General features: G+C 61.3%; 17 protein-coding genes and 9 pseudogenes. 11 read left to right on the top strand and 15 right to left on the bottom strand.

The window, feature by feature from the left end; all coding sequences use genetic code 11:
- Positions 1-143 precede the first annotated feature (143 nt).
- The 3 genes from U1R88_RS34030 to U1R88_RS34020 all read left to right on the top strand — a co-directional run bounded on the left by U1R88_RS34030 (position 144) and on the right by U1R88_RS34020 (position 4762).
- Positions 144-794, top strand: a complete 651-nt coding sequence (locus U1R88_RS34030; RefSeq protein ID WP_322435301.1) for a hypothetical protein — start codon at positions 144-146, stop codon at positions 792-794.
- Between the two features lie 938 nt (positions 795-1732).
- On the top strand, positions 1733-2083 hold the full coding sequence (locus U1R88_RS34025; protein WP_322435300.1) for a hypothetical protein: 351 nt from the start codon (positions 1733-1735) through the stop codon (positions 2081-2083).
- 213 nt (positions 2084-2296) lie between these two features.
- Positions 2297-4762 (top strand): MFS transporter, encoded by a 2466-nt coding sequence (locus tag U1R88_RS34020; protein WP_322435299.1) that lies wholly within the window; start codon positions 2297-2299, stop codon positions 4760-4762.
- Between the two features lie 482 nt (positions 4763-5244).
- On the opposite strand, the gene U1R88_RS34015 is transcribed toward U1R88_RS34020, so the two are convergent.
- Positions 5245-6027: an AraC family transcriptional regulator gene (locus U1R88_RS34015; RefSeq protein ID WP_322435298.1), complete on the bottom strand. Its 783-nt coding sequence runs from the start codon at positions 6025-6027 to the stop codon at positions 5245-5247.
- 332 nt (positions 6028-6359) lie between these two features.
- Between U1R88_RS34015 and U1R88_RS35795 the strand changes: the two are divergent.
- Positions 6360-7494 (top strand): annotated as a pseudogene (locus U1R88_RS35795) (IS110 family transposase).
- 287 nt (positions 7495-7781) lie between these two features.
- Here the strand turns inward: U1R88_RS35795 and U1R88_RS34000 are convergent.
- A pseudogene (locus tag U1R88_RS34000) lies at positions 7782-8291 on the bottom strand (IS6 family transposase); the annotation flags it as partial.
- A gap of 70 nt (positions 8292-8361) precedes the next feature.
- Here U1R88_RS34000 and U1R88_RS33995 point away from each other — a divergent pair.
- Positions 8362-8750 (top strand): annotated as a pseudogene (locus tag U1R88_RS33995) (DDE-type integrase/transposase/recombinase); the annotation flags it as partial.
- A gap of 143 nt (positions 8751-8893) precedes the next feature.
- Here U1R88_RS33995 and U1R88_RS33990 read toward each other — a convergent pair.
- From U1R88_RS33990 to U1R88_RS33965, 6 genes are all read right to left on the bottom strand, one after another.
- A complete protein-coding gene (locus U1R88_RS33990) occupies positions 8894-10480 on the bottom strand; it encodes an ABC transporter ATP-binding protein (protein WP_322435295.1) in 1587 nt (528 codons plus the stop codon).
- Positions 10481-10490: 10 nt separating this feature from the next.
- The gene (locus U1R88_RS33985) at positions 10491-11411 is read right to left on the bottom strand and encodes an ABC transporter permease (protein WP_322435294.1); all 921 of its coding nucleotides are present in this window, start codon (positions 11409-11411) and stop codon (positions 10491-10493) included.
- Entirely contained in the window at positions 11408-12535 is a 1128-nt protein-coding gene (locus U1R88_RS33980) for an ABC transporter permease (RefSeq protein ID WP_322435293.1), read from the bottom strand. The genes U1R88_RS33985 and U1R88_RS33980 overlap by 4 nt, the downstream gene beginning before the upstream one ends.
- A 78-nt stretch (positions 12536-12613) precedes the next feature.
- Positions 12614-13741 (bottom strand): BMP family ABC transporter substrate-binding protein, encoded by a 1128-nt coding sequence (locus U1R88_RS33975; RefSeq protein ID WP_425545526.1) that lies wholly within the window; start codon positions 13739-13741, stop codon positions 12614-12616.
- 103 nt (positions 13742-13844) lie between these two features.
- Complete coding sequence (locus U1R88_RS33970) at positions 13845-14558, bottom strand: flavin reductase family protein (RefSeq protein WP_322435292.1); 714 nt, start codon at positions 14556-14558, stop codon at positions 13845-13847.
- A gap of 317 nt (positions 14559-14875) precedes the next feature.
- Positions 14876-15565: a GntR family transcriptional regulator gene (locus tag U1R88_RS33965; protein ID WP_322435291.1), complete on the bottom strand. Its 690-nt coding sequence runs from the start codon at positions 15563-15565 to the stop codon at positions 14876-14878.
- A 202-nt stretch (positions 15566-15767) separates the two neighbouring features.
- Here U1R88_RS33965 and U1R88_RS33960 point away from each other — a divergent pair, with 202 nt between their 5' ends.
- Complete coding sequence (locus tag U1R88_RS33960; protein ID WP_322435290.1) at positions 15768-15950, top strand: ribbon-helix-helix domain-containing protein; 183 nt, start codon at positions 15768-15770, stop codon at positions 15948-15950.
- Positions 15951-15960: 10 nt separating this feature from the next.
- Positions 15961-16860, top strand: a complete 900-nt coding sequence (locus tag U1R88_RS33955) for an urea carboxylase-associated family protein (RefSeq protein ID WP_322435289.1) — start codon at positions 15961-15963, stop codon at positions 16858-16860.
- 139 nt (positions 16861-16999) lie between these two features.
- Here the strand turns inward: U1R88_RS33955 and U1R88_RS33950 are convergent.
- The 4 genes and pseudogenes from U1R88_RS33950 to U1R88_RS33935 form a co-directional block, all read right to left on the bottom strand.
- A pseudogene (locus U1R88_RS33950) lies at positions 17000-17632 on the bottom strand (IS6 family transposase); the annotation flags it as partial.
- Between the two features lie 241 nt (positions 17633-17873).
- A complete protein-coding gene (locus U1R88_RS33945) occupies positions 17874-18131 on the bottom strand; it encodes a GCG_CRPN prefix-to-repeats domain-containing protein (protein ID WP_322435303.1) in 258 nt (85 codons plus the stop codon).
- A gap of 318 nt (positions 18132-18449) precedes the next feature.
- Positions 18450-20837 carry an arylsulfatase gene (locus U1R88_RS33940; protein ID WP_322435288.1) on the bottom strand — a complete coding sequence of 796 codons (2388 nt, stop codon included), beginning with the start codon at positions 20835-20837 and terminating at the stop codon, positions 18450-18452.
- On the bottom strand, positions 20821-21756 hold the full coding sequence (locus U1R88_RS33935) for a formylglycine-generating enzyme family protein (RefSeq protein ID WP_425545527.1): 936 nt from the start codon (positions 21754-21756) through the stop codon (positions 20821-20823). Before U1R88_RS33935 ends, U1R88_RS33940 begins: the two co-directional genes overlap by 17 nt.
- A gap of 299 nt (positions 21757-22055) precedes the next feature.
- Here U1R88_RS33935 and araH point away from each other — a divergent pair.
- A pseudogene (araH, locus tag U1R88_RS33930) lies at positions 22056-22214 on the top strand (L-arabinose ABC transporter permease AraH); the annotation flags it as partial.
- A gap of 5 nt (positions 22215-22219) precedes the next feature.
- On the opposite strand, the pseudogene U1R88_RS33925 reads toward araH, so the two are convergent.
- A pseudogene (locus U1R88_RS33925) lies at positions 22220-22410 on the bottom strand (IS5/IS1182 family transposase); the annotation flags it as partial.
- Between the two features lie 37 nt (positions 22411-22447).
- Here U1R88_RS33925 and U1R88_RS33920 point away from each other — a divergent pair.
- A pseudogene (locus U1R88_RS33920) lies at positions 22448-22603 on the top strand (IS6 family transposase); the annotation flags it as partial.
- 165 nt (positions 22604-22768) lie between these two features.
- Here the strand turns inward: U1R88_RS33920 and pdxR are convergent.
- Positions 22769-24259 carry a MocR-like pyridoxine biosynthesis transcription factor PdxR gene (gene pdxR / locus U1R88_RS33915; protein WP_322435285.1) on the bottom strand — a complete coding sequence of 497 codons (1491 nt, stop codon included), beginning with the start codon at positions 24257-24259 and terminating at the stop codon, positions 22769-22771.
- 112 nt (positions 24260-24371) lie between these two features.
- Between pdxR and U1R88_RS33910 the strand changes: the two genes are divergently transcribed.
- Entirely contained in the window at positions 24372-25604 is a 1233-nt protein-coding gene (locus tag U1R88_RS33910) for a benzoate/H(+) symporter BenE family transporter (protein WP_322435284.1), read from the top strand.
- Positions 25605-25690: 86 nt separating this feature from the next.
- Here U1R88_RS33910 and U1R88_RS35790 read toward each other — a convergent pair.
- Positions 25691-25789 (bottom strand): annotated as a pseudogene (locus U1R88_RS35790) (DUF2274 domain-containing protein); the annotation flags it as partial.
- On the opposite strand from U1R88_RS35790, the pseudogene U1R88_RS33900 reads away from it, so the two are divergent.
- Positions 25786-26112 (top strand): annotated as a pseudogene (locus tag U1R88_RS33900) (DDE-type integrase/transposase/recombinase); the annotation flags it as partial. The pseudogenes U1R88_RS35790 and U1R88_RS33900 sit on opposite strands and share 4 nt — an antisense overlap.
- Positions 26113-26338: the final 226 nt, after the last annotated feature.

Here is a 26338-nt window from a genome sequence, read left to right as displayed (position 1 = left end):
GACGACAACTTTCTCGCTTCAATCCAACTCGCTTCAATCCGTATCTGGATACGAAGTTATGAGTCGGTCACCTAGAGAGCTTCTGCGTACTTGTCATCGGTGTTCTGCTGTCGCGTACGGTCAATCTGAGCCACCTTGCCGGCATGTTCCCGACACGGGCCGAGATTGCTTCAAACTATCGCCGTCTCCAGCGCTTCTTCGAGCAGGTTTCGCTGGACAGCGATCAACCAGCCCGCGTCGTCGTCAGGGTCGCGCGGGTCGGATCGGGTCCGTGGCTTCTGGCCCTCGACCGCACGAGTTGGAAGTTCGGGCGCCGCGACGTCAATGTCCTGATGCTCGGCGTTGTTCACAACGGCATCGCCGTCCCTGTGATGTGGGACGTGCTCGACAGAGCCGGCAACTCGACCACGGCTCATCGCGAGGCCCTGCTGTCGCGTTTCTGCTCCGTATTCGGTGCCAAGGCCATCGCCGGATTGATCGCAGACCGGGAATTCGTCGGCACGGCTTGGATGACGTTCCTGGCCGAGAACGACATCCCGGGGACTATCGGGAATTACGTGTACGGGCTAGCGGTTGACCATCAGGCCGTCATTCTCCTCGGCTGCCATCGAGATGGTTCACATGATGTGCAAGCGCCAGGGTCGTTTCGCATTCAATCCTGCTTCTTCTCTCAAGGGACAGGTCGAGGCCATTGCCGACCGAAATCCATCCGGTGGAGCGCTGTCTTCCGCCTTCCCGGAACTTGCAATGCAACCCCCTGTCCTAGTTGCCCAGATTTCCAGATACGGCGCTAGTCATCGCTCAAGGTCAGCTCGCTAATCTCCATCGATCGTCAGCCTCCACCAAAGCCGACTCCGCATAAATCATGCATCTCGCGCCAAGGAAATCCCAAAAATCATAATTCTACTAAAGTAGTTATAGAACGAATAATTCTGTATAATTTCGTAAAATGACTATATTTTCAAAAAATGACTTTTTTGTTTCGAGATTTACCGATTGATGTTTCACTTTGATCCTCGTTGGTCCTTTATATCACCTCCATGATCGTGCAATGTCGGGAGGTCTGCGCGGGTGCTGGAGATTAGGGGGCCTCAAGCTAGCGCGGCGAGGAGATGTCCTTTCAAAAAGGCCGCCTCCAGTACGAGGCCGATCTGCGATCGGCAAACGGGGTTCTGTTCGGCTTGAAGGCACCTTTTTGATGGGGTGCTGTTAATCCGCACCAACTCGGTACCCTTAATCATGAATGTTCAGATAGAACGAGGCCGTTGCAGGAATGTACAAAGCGCTGCACGGTCGATGTTTCGGTAAAGGAGTTGAATTGAGGAAAGTTATCCCAATTTCTCTCGTCGTCTTGGCTGCATGCGGGTTGGCAGGGTGCAAGACGACATCCTATCGTTCGCATGGAACCTATTTCGCTGCGCCACTTGAACCGGGGCGAACGACCTTCCAGCGGCAGCGCGTTGCCGATGCTCCCCCGGCGCCGGGACAGACGACTTTCCGTGGGCAACAAACTTTCGATGCTCCTCCGGAACCGGGCCAAACGACGTTTCAGGGGCAGGGGAACGACGGTCCTCCCGAGCCGGATCAAACCTCCTTTGAATGAGAAGGAAACTCGGTGAGGGGTTCTTGGCTATTCATAGACCAAACGATCGCTTCATTGCGCGGTTGGCGCGTTCCAACCAGAGCTATGTCACAAGCACGGACAATCGAGCTTGGGATTAGGAGAAAGACGATGCGGCGTATTTTATTCACTGCTGTGATTGCCGGCGCGGCCGTTGTGTCCAGTGCGGCTGTCGCCGGGAACACACCCATACCAAAAGCAGCGCAAGGCGTGTGGGCTGAAGGCGGAAAATGTGGAGGGGCGACGGTGACCTTCACCGCCAGAACCCTTCAATACAAAGGTCAGCAAGCGCAGGCGGCATATTTCTCGCCCGGCGACAGTCCGCGTGGTTATGGCGCAATTCACTATGTGCAGGAAGGAAATGTGGACAACTTTGAATTTGCCAAGGACAAGGGGCTGTTGATCTACAATCCTGAGGGGTACGGGATGGGGAAGTCGGTGATCTACAAACGCTGCCGTTGAGCGTCGAACGAGGTTTCGACGAATTTTCCATTTGACACGATTTGGACGGTATTTTGGCCGTCAGGCGGCAGTAGCGTTTGGTGCATGGGATTTTCGATGCCGCGGGCTTTTTTAGGTCCTGATCATTAAAGGCGTAGGGCGTGGCAGAGCCCGATATTTCCTGCTCGCGATATCGTGCGGGTGACATGGCAGTAATCGCGGAAAGGCTGGTTTGTGATCCGACTCATTCTTCTCTTAATGGGCGCCGGCCCCTTACGCAAATATTGGTGGGTAATTGCAACGCTGTCATGCTTATGTCTGGTCCTCGGATTGATCTTCATAGCTGATCTCTTCGATACCGCGATCATTATCACGACAGATGTCATCGGCCTCCTTTTCATCATCGAGGGCGCGGTCCGATTGCTTGCACTGGCGGCGATTGGCTTTCCGAACGCCACTATTCCTGTCCTGAAAGCTTTGGGATTTTTCGCCCTGGGCTTCATGGCCGTCGACATTCCTTGGGATGACAACATTGTCGCCACCATCGTGCTTGGTGCGGCCTTGGTTTTCGACGGAATCTTCCGCTGGGCCGGTGCGGCTCTCATTCGTTCAGTCCGCTGGCGCCAAGCGGTCCTTGTCGGCCTCTTTGAGGTTATTATAGGCGTCCTTGTCTGGGCGCCCTGGCCTGTGCCGCACCGACAGACTGTTCCGTTCTGCATTGGTGTGGCGTTGATCGCCGCTGCTTGGAGTCTGGCTCGACTGAGCGTGCAACTGAGGCGGCTCAAGATTGGCGCGTCGGTAACCGATTTGCCTCTCTTTGCTGGGCCGAACTGGCACGCACGCGGTATTCTTCATCCTTCGCATGAGCAGCCTACTTCATGGAATAACGAGCAAGGTCTAACGGTTCACGTGTGGACGCCTATCGGTTCGGCCGTGAACCCTCAACGCAGGTTTTTAATCGATCGCTATGTCGCAGCAATCGATCAAGGCGGTGTCATATCGACTGGCCATGCTGCGATGTCGTTGGCGCCAAACATTTATGTCAGCCTATGTCCAGCCGATGATATGGATCATTCGCCGGAAGAGTTTGGGCGGCTGCTGCGGGCTGGGCCGGAAAACAACGTGCCGGGACGATTTCGCTCCTCCTTCGAAGAAGAATGCGCGAGTTGGCGCTGCCCCGATCAGGAAGTCGTCTTTCATCGCTACAACAGTGCCTCCGTCCGTGCATTTCTGGCCAGCTATCAGGCCGAGCCAATTTATAATCTGACCAACCGAAATTGTTCGTCGACAGTTGCCCTTTCCCTTGACGCTGCCGTCGAAGGTGCCCTCGGGCAGGAGCGCCCCTGGAAACAGTTGTTCCTATTGCTGACAGACCCCGCCATGTGGTTGCTTGCCCTGTGGCGGGCTCGAGCCGAGGCGATGACCTGGACGCCGGGCTTGATCCTCGATTATGCCCAGACGCTGCAGCATATCATTGAGGGACGCCGCGAAAGATGGCTCGTCCGTTTGCGGGAAACCCGCAAACGCTATGTACGTCAGCGTCGTGCATTGGTCGAGGAAGGGCAGCCGACCCGATCGAGCTTCCCGGCGATCATCTCGCTGGTGATGACGGGGCTCATCTTCGGGCTCAGTTACGGGCTCAGCGCTCCGCTGCTTGCGCTGAATTTAACGCAGATGGGTTTTGACGAGAGTTCAATTGGCGCGAATGCCGCCATGCACGCCGTCGGTGTGCTGGTTGCCGCTCCGCTGCTGCCCCGGCTGGCTTGGCGGGTGGGACCAAAGCTCCCGATAACGGCAGCATTGCTGGCGGCAGGAGCCATATTGGCGCTATTTCCAATTGCACCCTCCGTCTTGTGGTGGTTCCCCCTGAGACTGGCTTTGGGCGTTGCCTCGGAGACCATGTTCGTGATGTCCGAGACGTGGTTGAGCCAGCTCAGCGACGAATCAAACCGTACGCGCACCATGGCGACCTATACGGCTTCCCTCTCGCTCGGTTTTGCGCTTGGTCCGATGATTCTGACTGTGGTTGGAGCCCAAGGTCCGACCCCGTTTCTAATTGCTGGAGGCATTGCCCTTGTCGCTTTGTTGACAGTAGCAATGCCATGGGTTCGGGCGCCCGCGTTCGAGCGCCCGAGCCACACGAATCCATTTCGCTACGTCGCCCTAGCTCCGCTGGCACTGTTGGCGGCATTGGTGAATGCGGCCTTGGAAACGGCCGGAATGTCATTCCTGCCGCTTTATGCCATGCGGCTCGGTTGGGATCAGCAATCGGCAACTATGCTGCTTTCCGTTTTGCTGCTGGGAGCAATCGTTCTCCAACTCCCGATAGGTTGGCTTGGTGACCAAATGGACCGCCGAAAGCTGGTTGTAGGTCTCGCGCTAGCGTCAACCATTGGGGCGCTAATCTGGCCTTACGCGATCGGAACGCCACTGCTTGCCTACGCACTGCTTTTCCTATGGGGTGGCTTGTTTGTTGGCATCTATACGGTAATGATGGCGCTCATCGGGAGCCGGTTTCAAGGAGCAGACCTCGTTTCCATCTACGCGGTTCTTTCGCTATCGTGGGGAGTAGGTGCCTTTGTCGGTCCTAGCGCCGCCGGGTTGGCGATGGATCTAACGTTGCATGGCCTTCCTTATGTGGCTGCGGCGGCTTGTGCCGCTTTTGCGATCCTGGCGATATTGCGTAGGAGCGGTACGTGACAAAAAGGGGCGCTGACGAATTCCCGCAGCATCAGGCCCTATCTACACATGCAATCCGGCGCTGCAGCTCTTTGCTGTCGGTGCGATCCCGGCGAAAGCCGTCGCCCTCTTTTCGGCACGATGCTCTATTGGAGTGTGAGGTTTCCGGTAGAAGCAGAAGCCGTAACAATTTTGAGTGAATTTTCTCGATGTTTAGTGCCAGCGTGTCATGAGTTGGTGAACGAACGAACAACTCGGGTTTTTGGCACCGATGTGTTTGAGTGCCTCGATCGGCGTCCTGAAGTGTAACACCCTGAGTTGCTTGGCGTATTTGTTGGCGAGCAGCCAATCGTGGACATGGCGTCTCAAGTCGTCTTCTTCGATGCGCTCGATCGATTTGAGCTGATCGGCCGCGACCGATGTTGCATCCGTCGCCCACAGGCATTCGAGTCACCTTACCACATTATGCATTTATGCGAGTTCACTCGGCAACGACAACGGCTTTATCGCCCTCGTCGGATTTCTGACGGCGTTACTCCCCACTCACGCCTCATCAGCGCTGCCATATGAGTGTGAGCAGCAAAGCCTGCCTCCTTAGCGATCTCGTTGAAGGGCGTGTCTGTCTTGAGAATGAGATCACGCGCGCGGGCCATTCGAGCCGCGATAATGAATTGATGTGGTGTTTGGCCGGTATTTTTCTTGAAAGACCGATTAAAATGGCTTGGGGACAGACGAGCAATTTCTGCCAAAAGTTCAAGCGACAGGTGTTCTGCCAAGTTCTCCTGTATATAACTCGTAACTCGTTTCAAAGTCGCTGAAGATAACCCACCAGATGTCCTTGGGAGAGGGGATTTATTCAGAGTTGAATAAGTTCGAAGCAAGTGTATTGAATAAATTGTAACGATAGCGTCAAGCAACTCTCCGGATTTCGACCCTTCTAGCTCGCTTTTTGCCCACGTCGCCACAGTGTGGAGTTGCACGTCGATAAACCCTAACTTGGGTGGTCGCAATTCGAACGTTTCGTTGTCAAATTCAGTACCAGCCAACCGCTTAAGACGAGCTTGGTCGATGTCTACCCGCAAACTCTGCTGGCATATATTCCAACTCGCAGACGCACTACTCCCCGCGGGAACGATGTCGATCGCCCCAACCGGCGCAAAACCGGTGGATTTTCGATCACTATTGACTGCAATACTCCATTGAGGCTTGGCGGTGAGATGGAGATGGAACATATGCTCCGGCTGTACAAACCCGGTCGCATTGGGGCCGGTATGGGTAAAGGCCACCCCAGCGCCATCGAGGAAGACCTGCGGCCCCCATGTTTCTGACCTACCACACAACATTCCTGCCTCCCCAAAGTAGTGAACGTTAAAAGCACTGAGTGAAGAAGACCACCTATCACAGGACATCAACTTCCAGAATTATAGGGCCGCGCGGTATTTCCGCTGTTTCCAAATCAGCAACTTGTTGCTGCCATAGCGGCATCGAAGTTGGTTGTGTTGCAAATTTCCAGGCGGGCGGAGATTGACCAGCCCGCGGGCGGATTTCAGGCGACGATGGCCTCGAATTGCTGCTTGAGCGAAGGGTTTGGGTTGCTGACCCTGGAAAGGAGCCGTGAATGAGAATCATTGCCCTTGATGTCTACCGATCATTCGCTCAAATGGCCGTCTTGGAGAAAGGCAAAATCCGGGATGCGGGGAGGATCGATCTCGAACGCAGCCGCCTGTTGCAGTTCGCCACGAAGCTCAAGCTGGATGACGAGATCGTCATCGAGGCGACAGGCAATACGAGCGCGATCGTCCGGTTGCTGTCGCCCTTTGTGAAGCGGGCGGTCATCGCCAATCCGATCCTGGTCCGGGCGATCGCCTGGGCCAAGGTCAAGACCGACAAGATCGACGCGGCGGTTTTGGCCAAGCTCCACGCGTGCGGCTTTCGGCCTGAAGTCTGGATGCCGGACGAAGAAACCGAGACGCGTCGTCGCGTGGTGGCCGAACGAGCACAGCTCGTTTCCCAGATGACCCGTCTCAAGAACCGGGTTCATTCGATTCTGTAGGCCAATCTGATCCCACCCTACAAAGGCACGCTGTTTTCGAAGCGCGGCAGGACTTGGCTGGAAGCTCAACCGCTCGCCGAGGATCAGCGGCGTGTCGTCCTGCGCCATGTCGATGAACTCGATCGTCACGGTGGCATTGAGTATCGTGGCGGCCGTCGGCGACATCAAGCGGTTCTCATCTCCGGAAAAGCTCATCAGCTACTTCGGGCTCAACCCGCGGGTTCGGCAGTCCGGCGACAAGCCAGCCTATCACGGTCGTATCACAAAACAGGGCCGAGCCCACGCACGATCAATGCTGGTTGAAGCCGCATGGGTCATTGCCGGCGTGCCCGGCCCATTGCGCGCCTTCTTCATACGCATCCGAGACAAGCGCGGCAGACACGCTGCCGCGGTCGCGACAGCACGCAAGCTGGCGGTCATCGTCTGGCACATGCTGACCAAGGACGAGGACTACACCTGGAGCCGCTCGGCACTCCTGCACTGGAAGCTCCGAAAACTGGCATTGACTGCCGGCTATCCGTCTCATCGTGGCGGCAGGGCAAAGGGATCGGCTGCTGACTACAGCAACAAGTCGCTGCGTGACTGCGAGCGCGAAACGATCGGCAACGCCGAGGAAATCTACCGACGCTTCGTCGCTACATGGAAACAGCAATCACCGAAAGGGTGCTCGGGTGCCGCACATGAGGTGCGACGAACATAGGCTGCGCGACAGGCTTACAACCTCGATCCTGCTCTTTGCCACGCGGTCACCCGAGCCGCGACACAATAGCAAATTCAGCTTTGTTGTCCCATCCCACTGGCGACGAATGATAGCGACGTGCTCGCTCCGTCAAGGCCAAGCCGCGCATACCGCGCGGTGGCCTGCCGGCCAGCCTTGACCTTGCTGCGCGCGACGCTTCCTCGCCCGTCTGTCGGGCACAACGCCCTGGACGAATGCCCAGGTGGCAACTTCCCGGACATTCGAACAAGATCGCCCTTGTCAAATACATCCGTGAGATACTGGCTGTTGCGAATGCCGATAGCCTTCAGCTCCAACCGTGCCTCGCTTCGCAGTCGGCTTTCACTATCACAGGCGATAATGGCCTGCGGGTTGGTCTGGCTTCCATCGATGACGATGCACTCGGGTCTGCCGTGACGCTTCAATGCCGTGCGGATCAAGCGCTTGGCGGCCATCAGATCGCGGTGCTCGCTGAAGTGGAATTCGACAGTGTCGCCGACGCTGTCGATCGCGCGATACAGATACATCCAACGGCCGCGAACCTTGATGTACGTCTCATCAACATGCCACTTCCCGGTGACTGCGCGCTTTCGCAGGTTGAATCGCTCCAGCAACGGCGGTGAAAAGCGAACGACCCAGCGGTGGATCGTGGAATGGTCGACCCGGATGCCGCGCTCGACCATCATTTCTTCCAGATCACGCAGGCTTAAACTATAGGCCAGATACCAACGCACGCACAGCAGGATCACCGAGCGGTCGAAACGGCGGCCTGAAAACATGAAGTCATCCTCTGAATGAGGCGAACACTCATGCCGTCACAAGGTTGACGCCCAGTTTGCGACAGAACCCGACGAGATCGTTCAGAACCGCCGCAACACCACGGCTGCCAAGCGATTGTTGACGCGGCTGTCGAAGAAGCAGGGCGTCGCGCCGAAGCGGATGATCACCAACAAGCTGGCTCCTATGGCGCAGCGCGGAGGCAGGTCATGCCGGACGTCGGGCACCGATCGCACAGAGGTCTGAACAACCGTGCCGAGAATTCGCATGTGCCGCAACGAAAGAGGGAGCGGACGATGCAGGGCTTCCGATCGCCGGGTGGCCTGCAGCACTTCGTCTCGATCTTCTCTGCCCTCAGAAATCTCTTCGTCCCACCCAGCTCTAACCGCTCTGCCCTCGCCATCCACATTCATCGTCTGCAGGCCATGGCGGAATGGAAGGCCGTGACCGTCGTCAGCTGAGATCGGCGCAAAAGTCTCATTGCATTCATATGCAGATAACGTGACATCGCCCTTTTACCTTCCCAGAAATTTGCAACGCAACCGTCTGCTGTCGTGAGGAACACAGATCGATTCAGCAAAGCGCAACCATGTTCGTCGTCTCCCTACCTCTCTGACCCACCGGCGAAGTGGATGCCCACCGTGCCCCGGTCGACCTCGGCGATCGGCGCCTTGTAGACGATCTGCCCGTGCGAGATCACCGCCACCGTATCGGAGAGGTCGAGGATCTCGTCGAGATCCTCGGAGATGAGCAGCACCGCCGCGCCGGCATTGCGCACGGCGAGGATGCGAGCGCGGATTTCCGCCGCCGAAGCGAAGTCGAGCCCGAAGCAGGGATTGGCGACGATGAGCACCGCGATATGCTCCGCCGAGAGTTCGCGCGCCAGCACCGCCCGCTGCACATTGCCGCCCGACAGCGCGCCGATCGGCGTGTCGGGCGAGGGGCTGGCAACGCGGAAGCGGGCAATCAGCTCGCCTCCCTCCGCGCGGATCGCGCGCCGGTCGAGCCACCAGCCTAGCCGGCTCAGCGGCGGCTTCTCGAAGCGGCGGAAGACGACGTTGTCGGCGACTGACATGCCTGCCACGGTGGCGTTCTTCAGCGGCTCCTCCGGCACGACGAACAGCCCGGCCGCGTGGAAAGCACGACGCGTCGGCACGAAGTCGCGCCCGTCGACGGAGATTTGGCCGGAGGAAAGCGGGCGCTGCCCGCAGCACGCCTCGACCAGCGCGGCCTGCCCGTTGCCGGAGACGCCGGCGATGCCGACGATCTCGCCCGCTGCCACCTTGAGGCTCACGCCGCGCAGCGCCGGCCGGCCGTCATCGTCCTCGGCGAACAGTCCGGCTAGCTCCAGTGCCGGCTCGCCGGCGGGGAGGGGCATGACGCGGCGCTCCGGCAGGGCGGCCTTTCCCGCCGCCCCGGCACTCGCGGCGACCTCGCCGACCATCAGCGTCGCCATCTCACGGATCGAGAGCCCGTGCCCCCCGCCGACGATGCGCCCGCGCCGCAGTACCGTAACCGCGTCGGCGAAGGCCTGCACCTCGCGGAACTTGTGGGTGATCATCAGCACGGTGATCTCCCCGCGTTCGGTCATCGCCTTGAGATGGCCGAGGATCTCGTCGGCCTCGGCGGGCGCGAGCACCGAGGTCGGCTCGTCGAGGATCATGAAGCGCTGGCCGAGATAGAGCAGCTTGAGGATTTCGAGCTTCTGCCGCTCGCCTGCCGAGAGCCCGCCGACGCGCCGGTTGAGCGGCACGCGGAAGGGCGTACGCTCGAGGAAGGTCTCTATCCGCGCCCGCTCCCCCGCCCAGTCGATGACGGCGGGCGCGTCGCGCCGCGCGATGACGAGGTTTTCCGCCGCCGTAAGCGAGGGCACCAGCGTGAAGTGCTGGTAGACCATGCCGAGCCCTAGCGCCTGCGCCTCGCGCGGGTTACGTACCACCGCCTCGCGCCCGCCGAGCAGCACCGTGCCTTCATCGGCACGATGGAAGCCCATCAGGCACTTGACCAGCGTCGACTTGCCCGCGCCGTTCTCGCCGAGCAGCGCGTGAAACTCGCCGGCCGACACCTTCAGCGACACGCCGTCGAGCGCCCGGAAGCTGCCGAATAGCTTCGACAGGCCAATCGCCTCCAGCGCGATGGCGCCCGTCCCGGACGCATCCGGAGCGGTGATGAGGGAAGCCTCGGCGCTCATCGTCCTCTCCTCACCGGTTGATCGAGAGTTCGCCCGGCGCGTACTGCGCTGCGCGGCGGGCGCTGCCCGAGCCGGCCATGATCAGCAGCGTCAGCACATAGGGCGCGGCGTTGAGGAAATAGTAGCCCGCCGTGATACCGACCGATTGCAGCGCCGGCCCGAGCGCGCTGGCCGCGCCGAAGAACAGCGAGGCGAGCAGGCAGCGCCGGGGCTGCCAGCGCGCGAAGATGACCAGCGCCACCGCCATCAGGCCCTGGCCGGAGGACAGGCCCTCGTTCCAACTGCCGGGATAGCAGAGCGAGAGGAAGGCCCCGCCCACGCCCGCACTCGCCCCGCCGAGCGCGGTAGCGAACAGGCGCACCCGGTCGACGCCAATGCCGAGCGCCCGGGCGGCGGCCGCGTCATCGCCCGTCACCCGCACCACGAGACCCGCCCGCGTATTGCGGAACGCCCAGTCGAGCACGAAGGCGAGCGCGAGGCCGACGAGAAAGAGCGGGCTCACATCCAGCATCTGCGCCAGCGCCGGCACGCCCAGCCAGTCGCCCAGCGGTAGCGCGGGCAGGCGCGGCGCGCTCGGGTGGATGTAGGGCTTGCCGAGGAACAAGGCGAGGCCGGTACCGAACGACATCATAGCGATGCCGATGGCGATGTCGTTGACGCGCGGCAGCCGGCAGATCGCCCCGTGCAGTGCGCCCATCAGGAGCCCCGACCCGGCGGCGGCGGCCACGCCCAGCCACGGGTCGCCGCTGTGGTAGGAGATCGCGAAGGCCGCCATGGCGCCGAATACGAGCGTGCCTTCCAGCCCCAGATTCACCCGCCCCGATTTCTCCGTGAGGCATTCGCCGAGCGAGACGAAGAGGAAGGGCGTCGAGACGCGGATCGCGCCGGCCAGCAGGGCGATGAGGACGGTGAGGAAGTCGGCATCCATCATGGGCCCGGCCTCGCGCCACGCGGCTGGAACAGGGCGAAGCGCCCGTAGAGCGTCTCGCTGGTCAGCAGCGTCACGAAGATGACGCCCTCCAGCAGCGCCACCGTGGCGTCCGGCAGGCCGAGCCGTCGCTGGATCAGCCCGCCCGCCGCGCCGATGCCGCCGAACAGGATGGCGACCGGCGGGATCGCCAGCGTGTTGTGGCGGGCGAGGAACGACACGAGGATGCCGGTGAAGCCGTAGCCCGCCACCAGAGATACGTTGGCGGCGCCGTGCACGGTCGCCACCTCGAAGAAACCGGCGAGCCCGGCCGCGCCGCCGGCGAGCAGGCAGCACAGCACTATTAGCTTTCCGACCGGCAATCCCTGCCCGAGCGCCGTGCGCGGGTTGCCGCCGGCGATGCGGATGGCGAAGCCCGTGCTCGTCCGGTTGATCAGCAGATGCGCGAACACGCATGCGACGATGCCGGCCACCAGCCCCCAATGCACGGAGGTGCCGGGTATCGGCGCCAGCATCATTTCGGCGCCGATCGGGTGGGTGGAAGGCTTGTTGGGCGTGGTGGGATCGCGCAGCGGACCTTCCACGAGGAAGGAGAGCACGGCGACGGCGATATAGGTGAGCAGCAGGCTCGATATCGTCTCGTTGACCCCACGCCGGTAGCGCAGCACGCCGACCAATCCGACCCACAGCGCCCCGGCCAGCATCCCGGCGGTGGCCATCAGCGCCAAAAGCACCAGTGCCGGCGCCAGTCCGAGAAACGGCAGCGGCGCGATCGCCGCAACGAGCCCGCCGACGACGAAGGCACCCTCGCCGCCGATCACCATCAGCCCTGCGCGGGCGGGAAGCGCCACGCAGAGCGCGGTGAGGATAAGCGGCGCGGCGCGCTGGAGCGTGTTCTGCCAGGAGAAGGCGCTGCCAAAGGCGCCGCGCCATAGCAGCTCGAAGAAGGCGAGGGGAGACTGCCCCATTCCCAGCAGCATCGCCGAGAACAGCGCCGCCGCCACGAGGAGCGCGAAGGCCGGGACCGCGACGAACTCGGCGGCCCGGCGCAGGCGGCCTCCGCCCTGCGGCAGCGGCTCCGTCAGGCCGGTCCCCGGCTCAGCTCCCGAAACGGCGCCTTTTTCCATCCTGACCCGTACTCCAGAGATTGCCGTGCCGGGCGGCGATCCCGCACCGCCCGCATTCCGCGCCACGTCGTCGTGGCGTCAGGTCACCGAGCCCTCGATGCCGTCGACGAGGTAGTTGGTCGTCTCCAGCTCCGGTGCATAATTGCCGAGCGAGCTGCCAGCCGCGACGATCACGTTGCCCTTGTTGTCCTTGATCGGGCCGACGAAGATCGGCTTGCCCGTTTTCAGCGCCACAATGGCGGCGTCGGCGGCGCGGCGCGCCTCCTCGGTCGCCCCGGCGCCGTAGGGGGTGTTCGTCACCATGCCCTTGTCATAGCCGCCGACCGCGACGTTCGGTATCTTCTCCCCCTTCACTAGCGCCTCAGCGAAGCCCTTGTAGATGGTCTCGTACTTGTTTTCGGCGCCGGTAATGAACCCTTTGGGCGCGAGCGAGGCCTGCGAGGCGTTGTGGCCGCAGCTTTTCACCCCGCGCCGCTCCAGCGTCTCGACGATCACCTTCGGACTGTCGACATGGCAGGCCACGACGTCGCAGCCGGCGCCGGCCAGCGCATTCGCTGCCTCCGCCTCGCGCACCGGCAGCGACCAGTCGCCGGTGAAGATGAGCTTGACCGTCGCATTCGGATTGCCGAGCCGCGCGCCGAGCATGAAGCTGTTGATGTTGCGCAGCACGAGGCTGATCGGCTTGGCGGCGATGAAGCCTATCTTGCCGGTCTTGGAGGAAAGGCCGGCGGCCACGCCGTCGACATAGTGCGCCTGGTCGAGATAGGCGAAGTAGCCGCCGAGATTGGCAGGATGCCTCTCGGCCGACCAGAGCGTCGTCGGATGGCGGAACTGCACGTCGGGGTACTGCTTCGCCAGATCGATCATGAACGGGCTGAAGTAGCCGAAGGAGGTACCGAAGATCAACTTCGCGCCGTCCATCTCGATCATGGACCGCATCGTGTTGGAGACGGCGAGCGTCTCGGGGACGTTCTCCTCCTCGACGACGGTGACGCCCGGCACCTTCTTCAGCACCTCGACCGCCGTCGCGTGCGACTGATTCCAGCCGAAGTCGCCGCGTGGGCCGACATAGACGACGCCAACGACGAGCCCCTCCGCCGCGCGGGCAGGGCCCGACCAGCGGGCCAAGGCGAGCGCCGTCGAGCCGAGGGCAGCTCCCTTGAGGAGGCCGCGCCGATTGATTGATGCCGTCATCGCTGCTGCCATGGATGTCACTCCCTTCCGACCGGAAAAGCCTCCGCCGCGCCCGTCGCCACGATAGGCCGCTCCGGCGGGTATCTGCTTGTCGGGCGTCGCGCGCCCGGCATCGTTATTTGGCCGGCTGTACCTGCGCGCTTGAGACGATGGGTTCGGGCACGGCCGGTCGGACGATCCGCACCGGTGGCGGGGCGTTCTGCCAGTCGTCCACCGTCATGGTCCGCAGGTCGTAATAGTCGCGGGTCGTCACGTAGCCGTGTCCGCCCATGCGGCCGACCGCATCCAGCGCGGCATGGTCGACATAGTGGTTATCAACGTCCACCGCGTCGGAGCGGATATGGGCGGCGACCACCTGCCCGAGGATGATCTCGCGCGAGCGGCCGACCTCCAGCGTGAGGTAGCGCCGGCATTCCAGGCTCGCCGGCGCCTCGCCGATGCGTGGGCATTTCACCTGCGTACCCGGCACCGCCGTCAGCCCGGCCTCGGCCAGTTCGTCCACCGTGGCCGGGAACGGCACGGCGCAGACATTCATGCGTTCGACTAGCGCGTCCGAGACGATGTTGACGGTGAATTCCTCGGTCAGCCGGACGTTGCGCGCCGTGTCTTTGAAGGCCATGTCCGGTCGGTTCTCCACCCCGAGCGCGACGATGGCGGGGTCCGCCGATAGGCAGTTAAAGAAGCTGTAGGGCGCGGCGTTTACGCGCCCTTCCTCATCGATCGTGGTGACAAGCGCGATGGGGCGCGGCACGACGGTGCCGATCAGCAGCTTGTAGCGCTGGCGGGCGGTGAGCCCGGAAAAATCGAAGAACTCATGCGAGCAAAACATTGCGCCTCGACCGAATTGCGGCTGGAGGGTACGCCGTCGCGTACACTTTAAGCCAGGATTTTATAATTCTCGTATGCATGATGAAGATATTCAAGAATACAATATGTGCAACCGGACCTCGAAGTTGCACATAAAACGTGCGCCAGTGGCGCCGGTTGTCGAGATTGGATCGTCCAGTCTACACCGAGCTCCGGCCTCATGCGGCGCCTGCACGGCTGCGAGACACGGCAAGCCCACCGGGCGACGGGGCATAGGGAAAGGATTCTGCGGCGGCGGGAAGGACACGCGGACCTACGCCACGCGCCGGTGACGGGGCCTCAGCGGGCCGCGCTGTAACGCGCCAGAATGTCGGAAATTCTCACATCTGCCATCTCTTGGGGCTTCGGCAGGGCGCGCGTCTCCACTGCGTGAAGGTGCTCTTTCATGATGCCGATCGTGGCCTCCACATCGCCCGCGCGTAGTGCCGCAATGACGCCCCGATGCTCGGCCGTCGCGCATTCCGCCACATGGGGCCGGCCATAGACCGCAAGGATCAGAGAGCAGCGCGAAACCACTTCGGAGAGGTAACGCATGAGCAGCGCGTTGCCTGCCAGTTGGGCAAGGACGATGTGAAACTCACCTGCCAGCCGGCTGGCAGAAGCCGTGTCGCCACTGCGGGCGGCGGCCTCTTCCTCATTCACATGGGCTTCCAGCGCATCGCCCATCTGCGGGCGCCAATGCGCGGCCAGACGCCGTATCACCTGCTGTTCCAGACAATGGCGCAATTCGAAGATCTGCCGCGCCTCCTCGAGGCTCGGAATCGCTACGGTGGCCGTGCGCTTGCGCTTGATCTCGACCAGCCCTTCCTGGCTCAGCCGCATCAGCGCGGCGCGCACCAGCGTGCGGCTGATGCCGAAATGGGCGCCGATCTCATCCTCGCGCAGCTTCGTCCCCGGCATCAGGGCCTGCTCGATGATGGCTCGTCGAAGTGCCTGATAGGCAATGTCGGATCGAGACGAATTCTCCATGTCCCTGCCTCTACGGGTATCCCGCATTCTTGGGAATACGTGATCATGGGATACCGGGCAGGCGCCAGCGAGGCAAGCAGGCCGTAAACGCGTATTCCTACTCCGGACGCATTGGCCGAACTTGGATTCTGGATTGCCTTTTATCTTGAAAATCACGTATACAATATTTCGCATCCTTCACGAGAGATGGTCAGGACCTTCCATGGCTACACGCATTGTGCAAATGGCGCTGAACCAGCAGCAGCTCGAACTGATCGACCGGACCCTGGCGACCGGGGTCGCCACCGACCGGGCCGCGCTCGTCCGGCACGCGCTCCGGCGCTACGCTGCCCGCCACCTGCCCGAGCAGGATGCCTGCGCCCGCCCGAACGCGGCCGTCGGCTGAGGGAGCGATCATGGCGCGCGACATCCTTCTCGATTTCGTTCTTGAGCCCGGCACCGGCAAGGCGCTGGAGGTCCGCAAGGGCCAGATTATCCGGCTAGAGCAGATCGAGGGCGGTCAGTGCCTCGATTTCAACTGCTTCAACCTCCATGACTACAAGGAATATTTCCATACCGGCCGCACCCGCACGCTGCACGGCCTGCACCCCACCGTCGGCGATTTCCTGTGGTCCGCCCCGCCGCGCGAGCGGGCGATGATGTTCATCGCCGCCGACACGGCGAACGCCAACGACGTAATGTTCCCGCGCTGCAGCGCCAATCTCTATGAGTCGCTCTACGGCTTCTGCACCCACACTAACTGCCAGGACATCCAAGCCGAGGCGCAGCGCGAATACGGCCTGACGCCGGACGACGTGCACGATTCCTTCAACCTGTTCATGTGCACCGGCGTCGACGACAAGGCACGCCCCTACATCACCCGGCAGGCTTCTAGGCCCGGCGACCATGTTGACCTGTTGGCGCTGATGGACGTGCTGGCGGTGCCCAACATCTGCGGCGCCGACATCATGCGCACTAGCAATTTCGCGCTGAAGCCGGCGCGGATCATCATCATGCAGGCGACCGAGGAGGATCTCGCCGCCGTTCCCGCCCTGCCGAGCTGGCGCACTCAGCGCACGGTCGCCGATTTCCGCCAGAAGCAGATCCGCGTGGAACGTGAACTGCGGCGCGATACTTCCTATGTCGCTGAGTTCGTCAATGCGCCGCTCCGCACCACGCTGCTCGACGTGCCGCTCGACGAGGAGGAGCAGGCCCTCTTCACCGCGCTCAAGCGAAGCGACCTCTACGACGAAGACGGCGCGGCGCTGCGCGACATTCTCTTCAGCTGGTGGGAGGAGGAGCACCTCACCCGCTGATCCGACACAGGCACATCGAGGGGCTCTGTCGCAAAGTTGAATTGTAGACGGGCTTGGGCGGACCTGATCCGGTTCAGAGGGAGAGGATTTCGAACTGCTCGGCAAGGGACGGTGCTGGATTGAAGACATACCTCGCTTATCGTTTGCGCATCATATGAACCATCTCGATGCCAGACGTGATCATCACCGCACAGGCCATTGATTTGAAGCCAAGCATCGACCGGATCCGTCGCTCGATGCGACGGTGATCTTGCTCGATGCGGTTGTTGAGATATTGGCTGTTGCGAATGCCGATAGCCTTCAGCTCCAACCGTGCCTCGCTTCGCAGTCGGCTTTCACTACCACAGGCGATAATGGCCTGCGGGTTGGTCTGGCTTCCATCGATGACGATGCACTCGGGTCTGCCGTGACGCTTCAATGCCGTGCGGATCAAGCGCTTGGCGGCCATCAGATCGCGGTGCTCGCTGAAGTGGAATTCGACAGTGTCGCCGACGCTGTCGATCGCGCGATACAGATACATCCAACGGCCGCGAACCTTGATGTACGTCTCATCAACATGCCACTTCCCGGTGACTGCGCGCTTTCGCAGGTTGAATCGCTCCAGCAACGGCGGTGAAAAGCGAACGACCCAGCGGTGGATCGTGGAATGGTCGACCCGGATGCCGCGCTCGACCATCATTTCTTCCAGATCACGCAGGCTTAAACTATAGGCCAGATACCAACGCACGCACAGCAGGATCACCGAGCGGTCGAAATGGCGGCCTGAAAACATGAAGTCATCCTCTGAATGAGGCGAACACTGATGCCGTCACAAGGTTGACGCCCAGTTTGCGACAGAACCACTCAGTTGCGTCCGGTTCCAGCGCAATGTCGATGGCCGTAACGGGATTTTCCTGCGCTGTTCCTGGGCCAAGCAGCAATCCGAAGCCCGCTACAAGCACTGCCATGAAGCTCAAATATTTATGATTTTTACTTCCTCCAACTCAGACTTATGTCCTCGAACATGGCAGGGCTCAACGGATCACAATCGGCCGCCGATCGATGACGACGGGGCGCGGGCGAACGACCGTGCGGGGAGCGACCACAACCGGCCGCGGCGCGACGACCACCGGCCGAGGAACGACAACCACGGGTCGCGGCGCAATGACCACGCCCCTGCCAGCCCGGACGCAGCCGCCGAGCGGCCCGCGATAGAAGCCGAAACCGCATCCGCCCGCGATTTTTATGACGCTGTATGTCGTTGTCTGTGACAGGGCGTAAGAGGTCGGCATGGCCTGCACCCCAAGTGAGGTCAGCGCTAAGAACGTGGCGCCCATGGCAGCCTGGGCAATCTTGGCGAATATTTTTGTCACTTCTTATCCTTCAGATACATAAGTACTCAATTCCGTTGGGGCGGAGTCAGCGGCGTCGAAGGTGCAGCGGCAGAAACAAAAGCAACTCGTCTCAGCATCGAATTTCCCTTTCGTGATTCAGCAGCGGCTTCGGCCGGAATGTGCCTCTACCCGGCTCTGGAAAGTGGAGTTTCCGCACTGTCGGAACTTGGAAGGAGGCGGCGAAGATCTTGCTCGCCACCTCCAGCTGGTCGGCGCTCAGTTCAGATATTCGACCTTCAGATGCTGGATCGTGCCATTGAAGGCGAAGGGCTTGCGATCAAAATACGCAAGCGAGACCGGGGAATAGCTGTCTCGGCCGACGTCAAAGGCATCATTGGCAGTAAAGGTGCCCGCTGCCGAGCGTGGGACACGACCCTTGCTGACTTCTTTGCCGTCAACGCGGATGACGATGTCGAGAGGCGCGGGCCGGGCGCCGCTGGCCTTGCGCGTTGTTTCAACCTCGATCTTGACCTTCCCGGTCGGCAGCGGAGCTGACGTCTCCAGCCGCGTCCGTTCGATCTCGAACAGATTGTACTCGTAGTGGAGCTTCCCGTCCTCGACCCACAGGGCGATGCCGCCCGAGACGGCCCCAAGTGCGTAGAGCACACCCTTCGAGTCGGGCTGCAAATCCGCATCGATGGTGACGAGGTTGCTACGCGATCCGAGCTTCGGCGCGGTGAACTCGGGAACGCCGACGACCTCCTGCGTGTAGTTGAACGTCTTGGCAGGATTGGATGGCTGGTCTTCCGGGTGGAAGATCGCGGACCATAGCGCGCCGCCCACCGGATAGACCTTATTATCTTTCGCGCTTACCTCGAAAGCCTTCTTCAGCTCGTCGAGTTTGCCGGGATTGGCGGCGGCGACGTCCTTGGCCTGCGAGAAGTCCTTCTTGAGATCATAGAGTTCCCAGACATCGTTCTTCGGCGACCATGTCATGATCGAGGGATCGACGCCCGCTTGCCAGGGCACCCTCGGCCCGAATGCCGACGCGATCCATCCGTCCTTGTAGTAGGCGCGACTGCCCATGACCTCGAAATACTGCTCCTTCTTGTGGTCCGGTGCCGTCGAGGACATGAAGGAATAGGCCATGCTGGTGCCGTCGAGCTGATCCTGGCTGATGCCGTCGACGAGCTTCGGCGGCGTGATGTGCAGGATGTCGTAGATCGTCGGCACGATATCGTTGACGTGATGGAATTGCGGACGCGGCGTCTTGTCCGCCTTGATCCTGCTTGGCCAGGACACCGCGAGCGGCGTGCGCGTTCCGCCGAAATGCGCGGCAATCAGCTTTGTCGACCGGTACGGGGTAGAGCCAGCCCAGGCCCAGCCGGCATGGTACATGTTGTCCACCTTGGGCGACCCGAGCACGTCCAGCCCGCCGAGTTCGTTCATGGTCCGAATGTGATCCTTGATCTCGGACGGAATGCCGTTCTGCGCCAGGAATTCGCTGATCGTACCGTTCTGGCCCTCCGCACTCGAGCCGTTATCGCCCCAGATGTAGAAGACGAGCGTGTTGTCGCGGATGCCGAGCTCGTCCAGGGCGTCGATCAACCGGCCGGCCTGCGCATCGGCGTGTTCAGTGTATCCGGCGAACACTTCCATGAGCCGACGCTGGAACGGCTTTTCATCCTCGGGAATATCGGCCCATGCGGCAAGCGTCTTCGGCCGCGGCGTCAGCTCGGTGTCTTTCGGTATCCAGCCGAGTTCCTTCTGTCGGGCGAAGACGCGCTCGCGCATGACGTCCCAGCCTTCATCGAACTTGCCCTTATACTTGTCCGCCCATTCCTTGGAAATGTGGTGCGGACCATGGGAGGCTCCGGGGGCCCAGTACATGAAGAAGGGCCGGTCCGGAGTCAGCGCGTGGACCTGCTTCATCCAAGTGACAGCCTTGTCGGTCATGTCTTCGGTGAAGTGATATTCTGTCTTCCCTTCGGACGGATTCACCCGGACCGTGTTTTCGACGACCGCAGGCTCCCATTGCGAGGATTCTCCGGCAAGGAAACCGTAGAAGTAGTCGAAGCCGATCCCCTGGCCGGCCGGCCAGTTCGTATAGGGGCCGACGGCCGTGGTCTCGTTGGCCGGCGTGTTGTGCCACTTTCCGAAGGCACTCGTCGCGTAGCCATAATAGCCAAGGACCTTCGCCGCAGTCGCGGATGTGCGCGGGATCCGGCCGGAATAGCCATCCCAGTCGTTCGCCAGTTCGGTGATCTGGCCGGAGCCGACGCGATGGTGATTGCGCCCGGTCAGCAGGGCCGCGCGGGTTGGTGAGCACATCGCAGCATTGTGGAAGCGGTTATAGGTGACCCCGTCCCCGGCGACGCGGCTCAACGTCCGCGTCTCGATCACGCCGCCGAAGGTACTCGGAAGCGCCGGGCCGACGTCGTCGAGCATGATCACGACGATGTTGGGCGCATTGGCGGGAAGATGCGACTTCACCGGCAGGGGGCTGTAGGTCGATTCCGCGATCGTTGGCCCGGCCTTGCTCCCCGAGGGCGTTGATGGAAACGGCAGCGATTCCTGGGCCATCACGGGCGATCCCAACATCAGGAGCGTCGTGCCTGCGCCCAACCAGCGCGCTCTGAATTTGTGACTAGGAGGCCGTTTCATTCAATTCTCCGTTCCGGACAACACATCTGAACCCGACATGGCTTGTCGATGTATCGATCGCCTCGGCATGTCGGGCTGCCGGTCGATAGCGGCGGCAGTAGTTCGGAGCGCACAGGTGCGATCCGCCCTTCAAAACCTTCCGTGGGATTTTTATGTGGGGGAGACACGGATCATAGCTGGCGGCCTCGAGCCCCCCGCGAGGGTTTCTGGGTATGCAGCAGGCTTTCGTCGCGTCCGCCTCGTGCTTTGGGGCGAACCAATCGGACGTCCACTCCCAGACGTTCCCGATCATGTCGTAGAGACCGTATCCGTTGGGCGGAAAGGCCCTTACGGGCGAAGTGCGGGAGTATCCGTCGAGCTTGCGATTGAGCGTCGGAAACGATCCTTGCCAGGTATTGGCCATATGCCGACCATCGGGGGTCAGTTCCGAGCCCCAGGCATATTCGGCCTGTTCGAGGCCCCCTCTGGCGGCAAACTCCCACTCCGCTTCCGTTGGGAGATCCTTGCCCTTCCATCGCGCATAGGCCAATGCGTCGTGGTGGGTTACGTGGACAACGGGATGATCGTCCAGCCCTGCAATGCTGCTGCGCGGCCCATAGGGTTGGCGCCAGCTGGCGCCCTTCAGGAAAGACCACCATTGCGACCAGTCGCGGAGATCGACGCGTCCCGCCGGCTCCTGGAAGACGAGCGACCCTGCATACAGCATCTCCGGCAGGATACCGGGATAGTCCCGAGGGTCGGGCGCGAATTCGGCAAATGTGCGATGTCCAGTCGCGGCTACGAACTCGGCAAACTGTGCGTTGGTGACAGGGGTCTCATCGATGAAGAAGTCCTCGACGCTGACACGATGAGCCGGCTTCTCTTCGGGGTAGTGATGATCCGAGCCCATCCAGAAGATTCCGGCTCTCACGAAGATCATGCCATCGTGCGCATGCTCTGATGACACGTCCCCGTGAACCGCCTCTGCCTGCATAGCCAGCCTTCCCGTCACCCTGCATCCCGATCGCTCTCATGAGGCGCCAGACGCCGAAGCGCGACGCCGGCCCGAGGACAGACACCGGCTGCTCGGCGGGCTCCCGCAGATCGGAGGCCGGACCGCCCCGCACACGCAAGCCGACATCAAGCCGATGGCGAGATCGCACGCCGTTGCGAGCATTTCGTGCATAGGTAGGCCGCCCGTCTTGCCATATCGCGCCAATCGCGTCCCGCTATGCTCCGTCGACGAACGCGACCGGGTCGATCCTGCTCGGCCTTGTAGCGGCAATTGCCTGCGGTACTTTCGTAGGCTTCGTCAACGATTTCGTCATTGCGAAATTCCACATCAATGCGCTCATCACGACACTGGCCACGATGCAGATCGTGCGTGGCCCTGCCCTGAGGCGTGCGCCCTTATGATCGCTCATCTGGCCTTCCGAGAGCAGCATGACGATCGGACGGCCCTCGTCGTCGCAGACGGTGTGCAGCTTGGAGTTCAACCCGCCTTTGGTGCGTCCGATACGGCGGGGAACAGCCCCTTCTTGAACAGGCTCGCCGCCGTGCGATGGGCTTTCAGGTGCGTCGCGTCGATCATGATCCGCTCGGGCTTCGGCCCTTTGCCGGCGAGCCCTGCGAAGATCCGGTCGATGCTTGGCTTCAAATCAATGGCCTGTGCGGTGACGATCACGTCTGGCATCGAGATGGTTCATATGATGTGCAAACGACAAGCGAGGTATGTCTTCAATCCAGCACCGTCCCTTGCCGAGCGGTTCGAAATCCTCTCCCTCTGAACCGGATCAGGTCGGCCCACGCCCGTCTACAATCCAACTTTGCGACAGAGCCCTTCTGGCCGGTACTGCGCTTGCCGGAACATGGTGAGCGTATGGGCTGGCTCATTCATACGGCTACCGGAGCCGCCTCGAAATGAGCTTTCGCCATGGCGAATAGCGGACGTTCTAGTTAGTAGAAATCGCCTGAAACGCCCTAGTCATTTTCTTGACGGCGGCCTCAAGCTCAGCCGGTGTATAGGCGGCGAAGCCCATCAGAAATCCGGCGTTGCCTCCGCCGGCAGCATGCAGTGCGGACAATCCCAGCAACTCGACGCCGACCCGCCGCGCTGTGTCGACAATGGCGCGTTCCGGCAGGTCACATGTCAACACGCAGGGCATTTGCAGCCCGCCGATGGGGACGCGCGCCTCGACAAATTCGGAGAGATGCTTGCGGACTAGCTCGGCCAACACGTCGAGCCGCTGGGCATAGATTCCGCGCATGGTGCGGACATGCGCCCCAAAATGCCCGCCCTCCATGAACCGGGCCAAGGTCAGTTGCGCAACGGATGCGTTATGCCCGTCCAGCAGTGTTCGCGCCACGGTCATCGGCTTCACCAGTTGCGGCGGCAGGACAACGTAGCCGATCCGCAGGCCGGGAAAGAGGGACTTGGTGAAGGTGCCGATATAGATGGTCCGGCCGTTCGGATCGAGACCCTGCACACAGGCCATCGGCTTTCCGGCATAGTGGAACTCGCTGTCATAGTCGTCCTCGATGATCCAGCCCTGATGTCGGGCTGCCCATTCGATCAGAGCGAGACGGCGATCCAGCGTCAGCGTTACCCCGGTCGGAAACTGGTGGGAAGGCGTGAGGAACACGGCCTTGATCCTTCTCGGGTCGTCCATGATCTGTTCGAGCATGATCCCCTGGCCATCGACGGGAACAGCGAGGCATTCCAACCCCGCAGCTTCGAATGCCTTGCGCGCACCGTAATAGGCTGGGTCTTCGATGAAGATCTGGTCGCCGGGATCGAACAGCATGTTCGCACACAGCGTCAGCGCCTGCTGCGAACTGGTGAGCACAATCACCCGCTCGGCCGTCGCGCGCGCGCCGCGTTCGAGGTTCACATAGTCGGCGATCGCCCGCCGCAACGGCTCTGAGCCTTGCGGATCGCCATGTAGCAAGGCCTGCGTACCGACTTCCTTCAATACCTGCCGCTCGAGCCGCTCCCAAAGCGGGAGCGGAAAAGAGCGCGTTTCCGGCACGCCAGGCGCTAATGGCCGAGGTGACAGTGTCTCGCGGACGCCGCCGCCGCGGAACATGGCAGCGCCTCGCTTGCTGAGGTTTGGAGCCTCGTTGCGCAACAGTGCATCTCGTCTTGATCGCCGATGGCCGGGTGCGAACTCAGTCATCTCGGCCACGAAACTACCGCTGCCGACGCGCCGTTCGATAAACCCCTCCGCGTGAAGCTGGGCATAGGCGGCTTCTACCGTGTCGCGCGAGACGCCGAGAGACTGGGCTAGTCCGCGCGAGGCCGGAAGCGGCTTACCAGGGCCGATCGCCCCATCGAGGATCAATTGCCTTATCGCCCGCTGTATCCGCGCATGACGTGGCATAGCCGCATGCCCGGGATGGGCCAGCCATGCCTTCACGGTCTCCAATTGGGAATGCTTGAACAAATGGTCTGGCTCATAGTGAATAAATGGCTGGATGCATCAGTCCATTTGTCGGCTAGATGTCAAGGCATCCTTTTCCCTTCCAAGCCCCGGTTTCAGGAGATTCGTGAGAACCATGCCGAGCAGTCCGTCACCATCGCCTCTTCAATTGAATGACCTTGCCCATCCCATCGTCGCCGGGCTTATCTCGGTCATCGTCAACTATGGTGGCACGTTCATTCTGGTGTTCCAAGCGGCAAAGGTGGCCGGTCTGAGCCCCGAACTGACGGCGTCCTGGGTGTGGTCGGTCTCGATCGGCGTCGGGTTGACTGGCCTCTTCCTGAGTTGGCGCTATCGCGAACCGATCATCACGGCTTGGTCGACGCCGGCAGCGGCCTTTCTCGTCACTGCGCTTGCTACAACGCCCTATGCCGAAGCGGTGGGCGCCTACATCATCTCGGCTGTCGCCTTTGTCTTGCTCGGGCTTTCGGGGTATTTCGAGAAGGTCATCCGGCTGATCCCGCCGGGTATCGCTTCAGGGCTACTCGCGGGGATTCTGCTCCAATTCGGCATCGGAGCCTTTGGTGGGGCGAGTAGCGATCCGGTTCTGGTCGGGTTGCTGATCGTCGCCTATGTGTTGCTGAAGCGCTTTTCTGCGCGCTACGCTGTGGTCGGCATATTGATGATCGGGTTTGTCTTTCTGCTCGCGCAGGATCGCGTCGATCTGTCTGACCTGCAACTCAAGCTCGCCACGCCGATCTTTACCATGCCGGAATTTTCGCTAAACGCCCTTCTGAGCGTGGCGCTGCCGTTGTTTCTCATCACCCTTACTGGGCAGTACATGCCGGGCATGCTGGTGCTGCGGAACGATGGGTTTAAGACGAGCGCCAATCCTATTGTGACCGTGACCGGGCTCGGCTCGCTTATCATGGCTCCATTTGGTTCGCACGCCTTCAACATCGCCGCGATCACGGCGGCTATCGCCACAGGACGGGAAGCGCATGAGGACCCTTCGAAGCGCTGGATCGCCGGGATCGCGGCGGGCGTCTTTTATGTGCTGGTCGGTGTGTTCGGGGTGACGCTCGCGGCGGTCTTCATGGCGTTCCCGGCGACCTTCATCACTACGCTAGCCGGATTGGCGTTGCTCGGCACCATCGGCGGAAGCCTCGCCGGTGCCATGGCGGACCTAGCGTCACGTGAGGCGGCGCTCATCACCTTCCTCGCCTCGGCTGCGAACATCAGCATGCTCGGCGTCGGCGGGGCCTTCTGGGGGCTGGTGATCGGGCTTGTCGCCTACATGGTGCTGAATGGCCGGTCACCCCGGAGGCAGCGCGCCAAACTGGTGGTGAAAGAGAAGCCAGCCGAGTGATGACCATGCAGCCATGCATCGTCTCCATCCAGAGGGCAGGTTGTGCATGGGCATGACGCGGCTGTGCCGATGACATGCGGTGCCGTCTACGAGATAAGTCGGTGGGCCTCGGCGAAGCCCTGATCGGTGGCAATGAACCGTTCCAGCATCGGCAAGATCAGTCGCTTTGGATCGGCAGTAGGCTGTAGGGCCCAACGATGTCTGGGCGATGGATTTTGTTCACGACCAACTCGCGACCGGAAAGAAGCTGCGGGTTCTGACGGTCGTCGACACCTTCTCGCGCTATGTCCCGGCGCTTGATCGGCGTCACAGCTATCGCGGCGAAGACGTGGTGCAGACATTGGAGCGGGGGTGCAGGCAAGTCGGCTATCCAAAGACGATCAGGGTGGATCAGGGTACGCAGTTCGTGTCACGAGATCTCGACCTCTGGACCTATGCCAAGGGCGTGACCCTGGACTTCTCACGTCCGGGAAAGCCCACGGACAACGCCTTCATCGAAGCCTTCAACGCTGGAGCATCCATTCGCTTCAATGATGAGATACGCTGCCTCCTGACTATGGGCAGCGCATCGGCGTTTCATACGTCAACCCCGTCGCATAAGTGAAGCAACCGGCAAGGGTGGGATATCGGCACGTCTATTCCTAGCAAACGAGGAAGCTACGCAGCAGTGCGAAATAATCCGCTTGGATCATCGGTAAGCAGACTTTCTAGCAGGTCGCGCCGTGCCTTTAATG

Origin of the sequence: Labrys sedimenti (genome assembly GCF_034424805.1) — a bacterium.
Taxonomy (GTDB): Bacteria; Pseudomonadota; Alphaproteobacteria; order Rhizobiales; family Labraceae; genus Labrys; species Labrys sedimenti.
The sequence above is the reverse complement of the archived record's forward strand: the minus strand, read 5'-3'. Positions and strand labels throughout refer to the sequence as shown.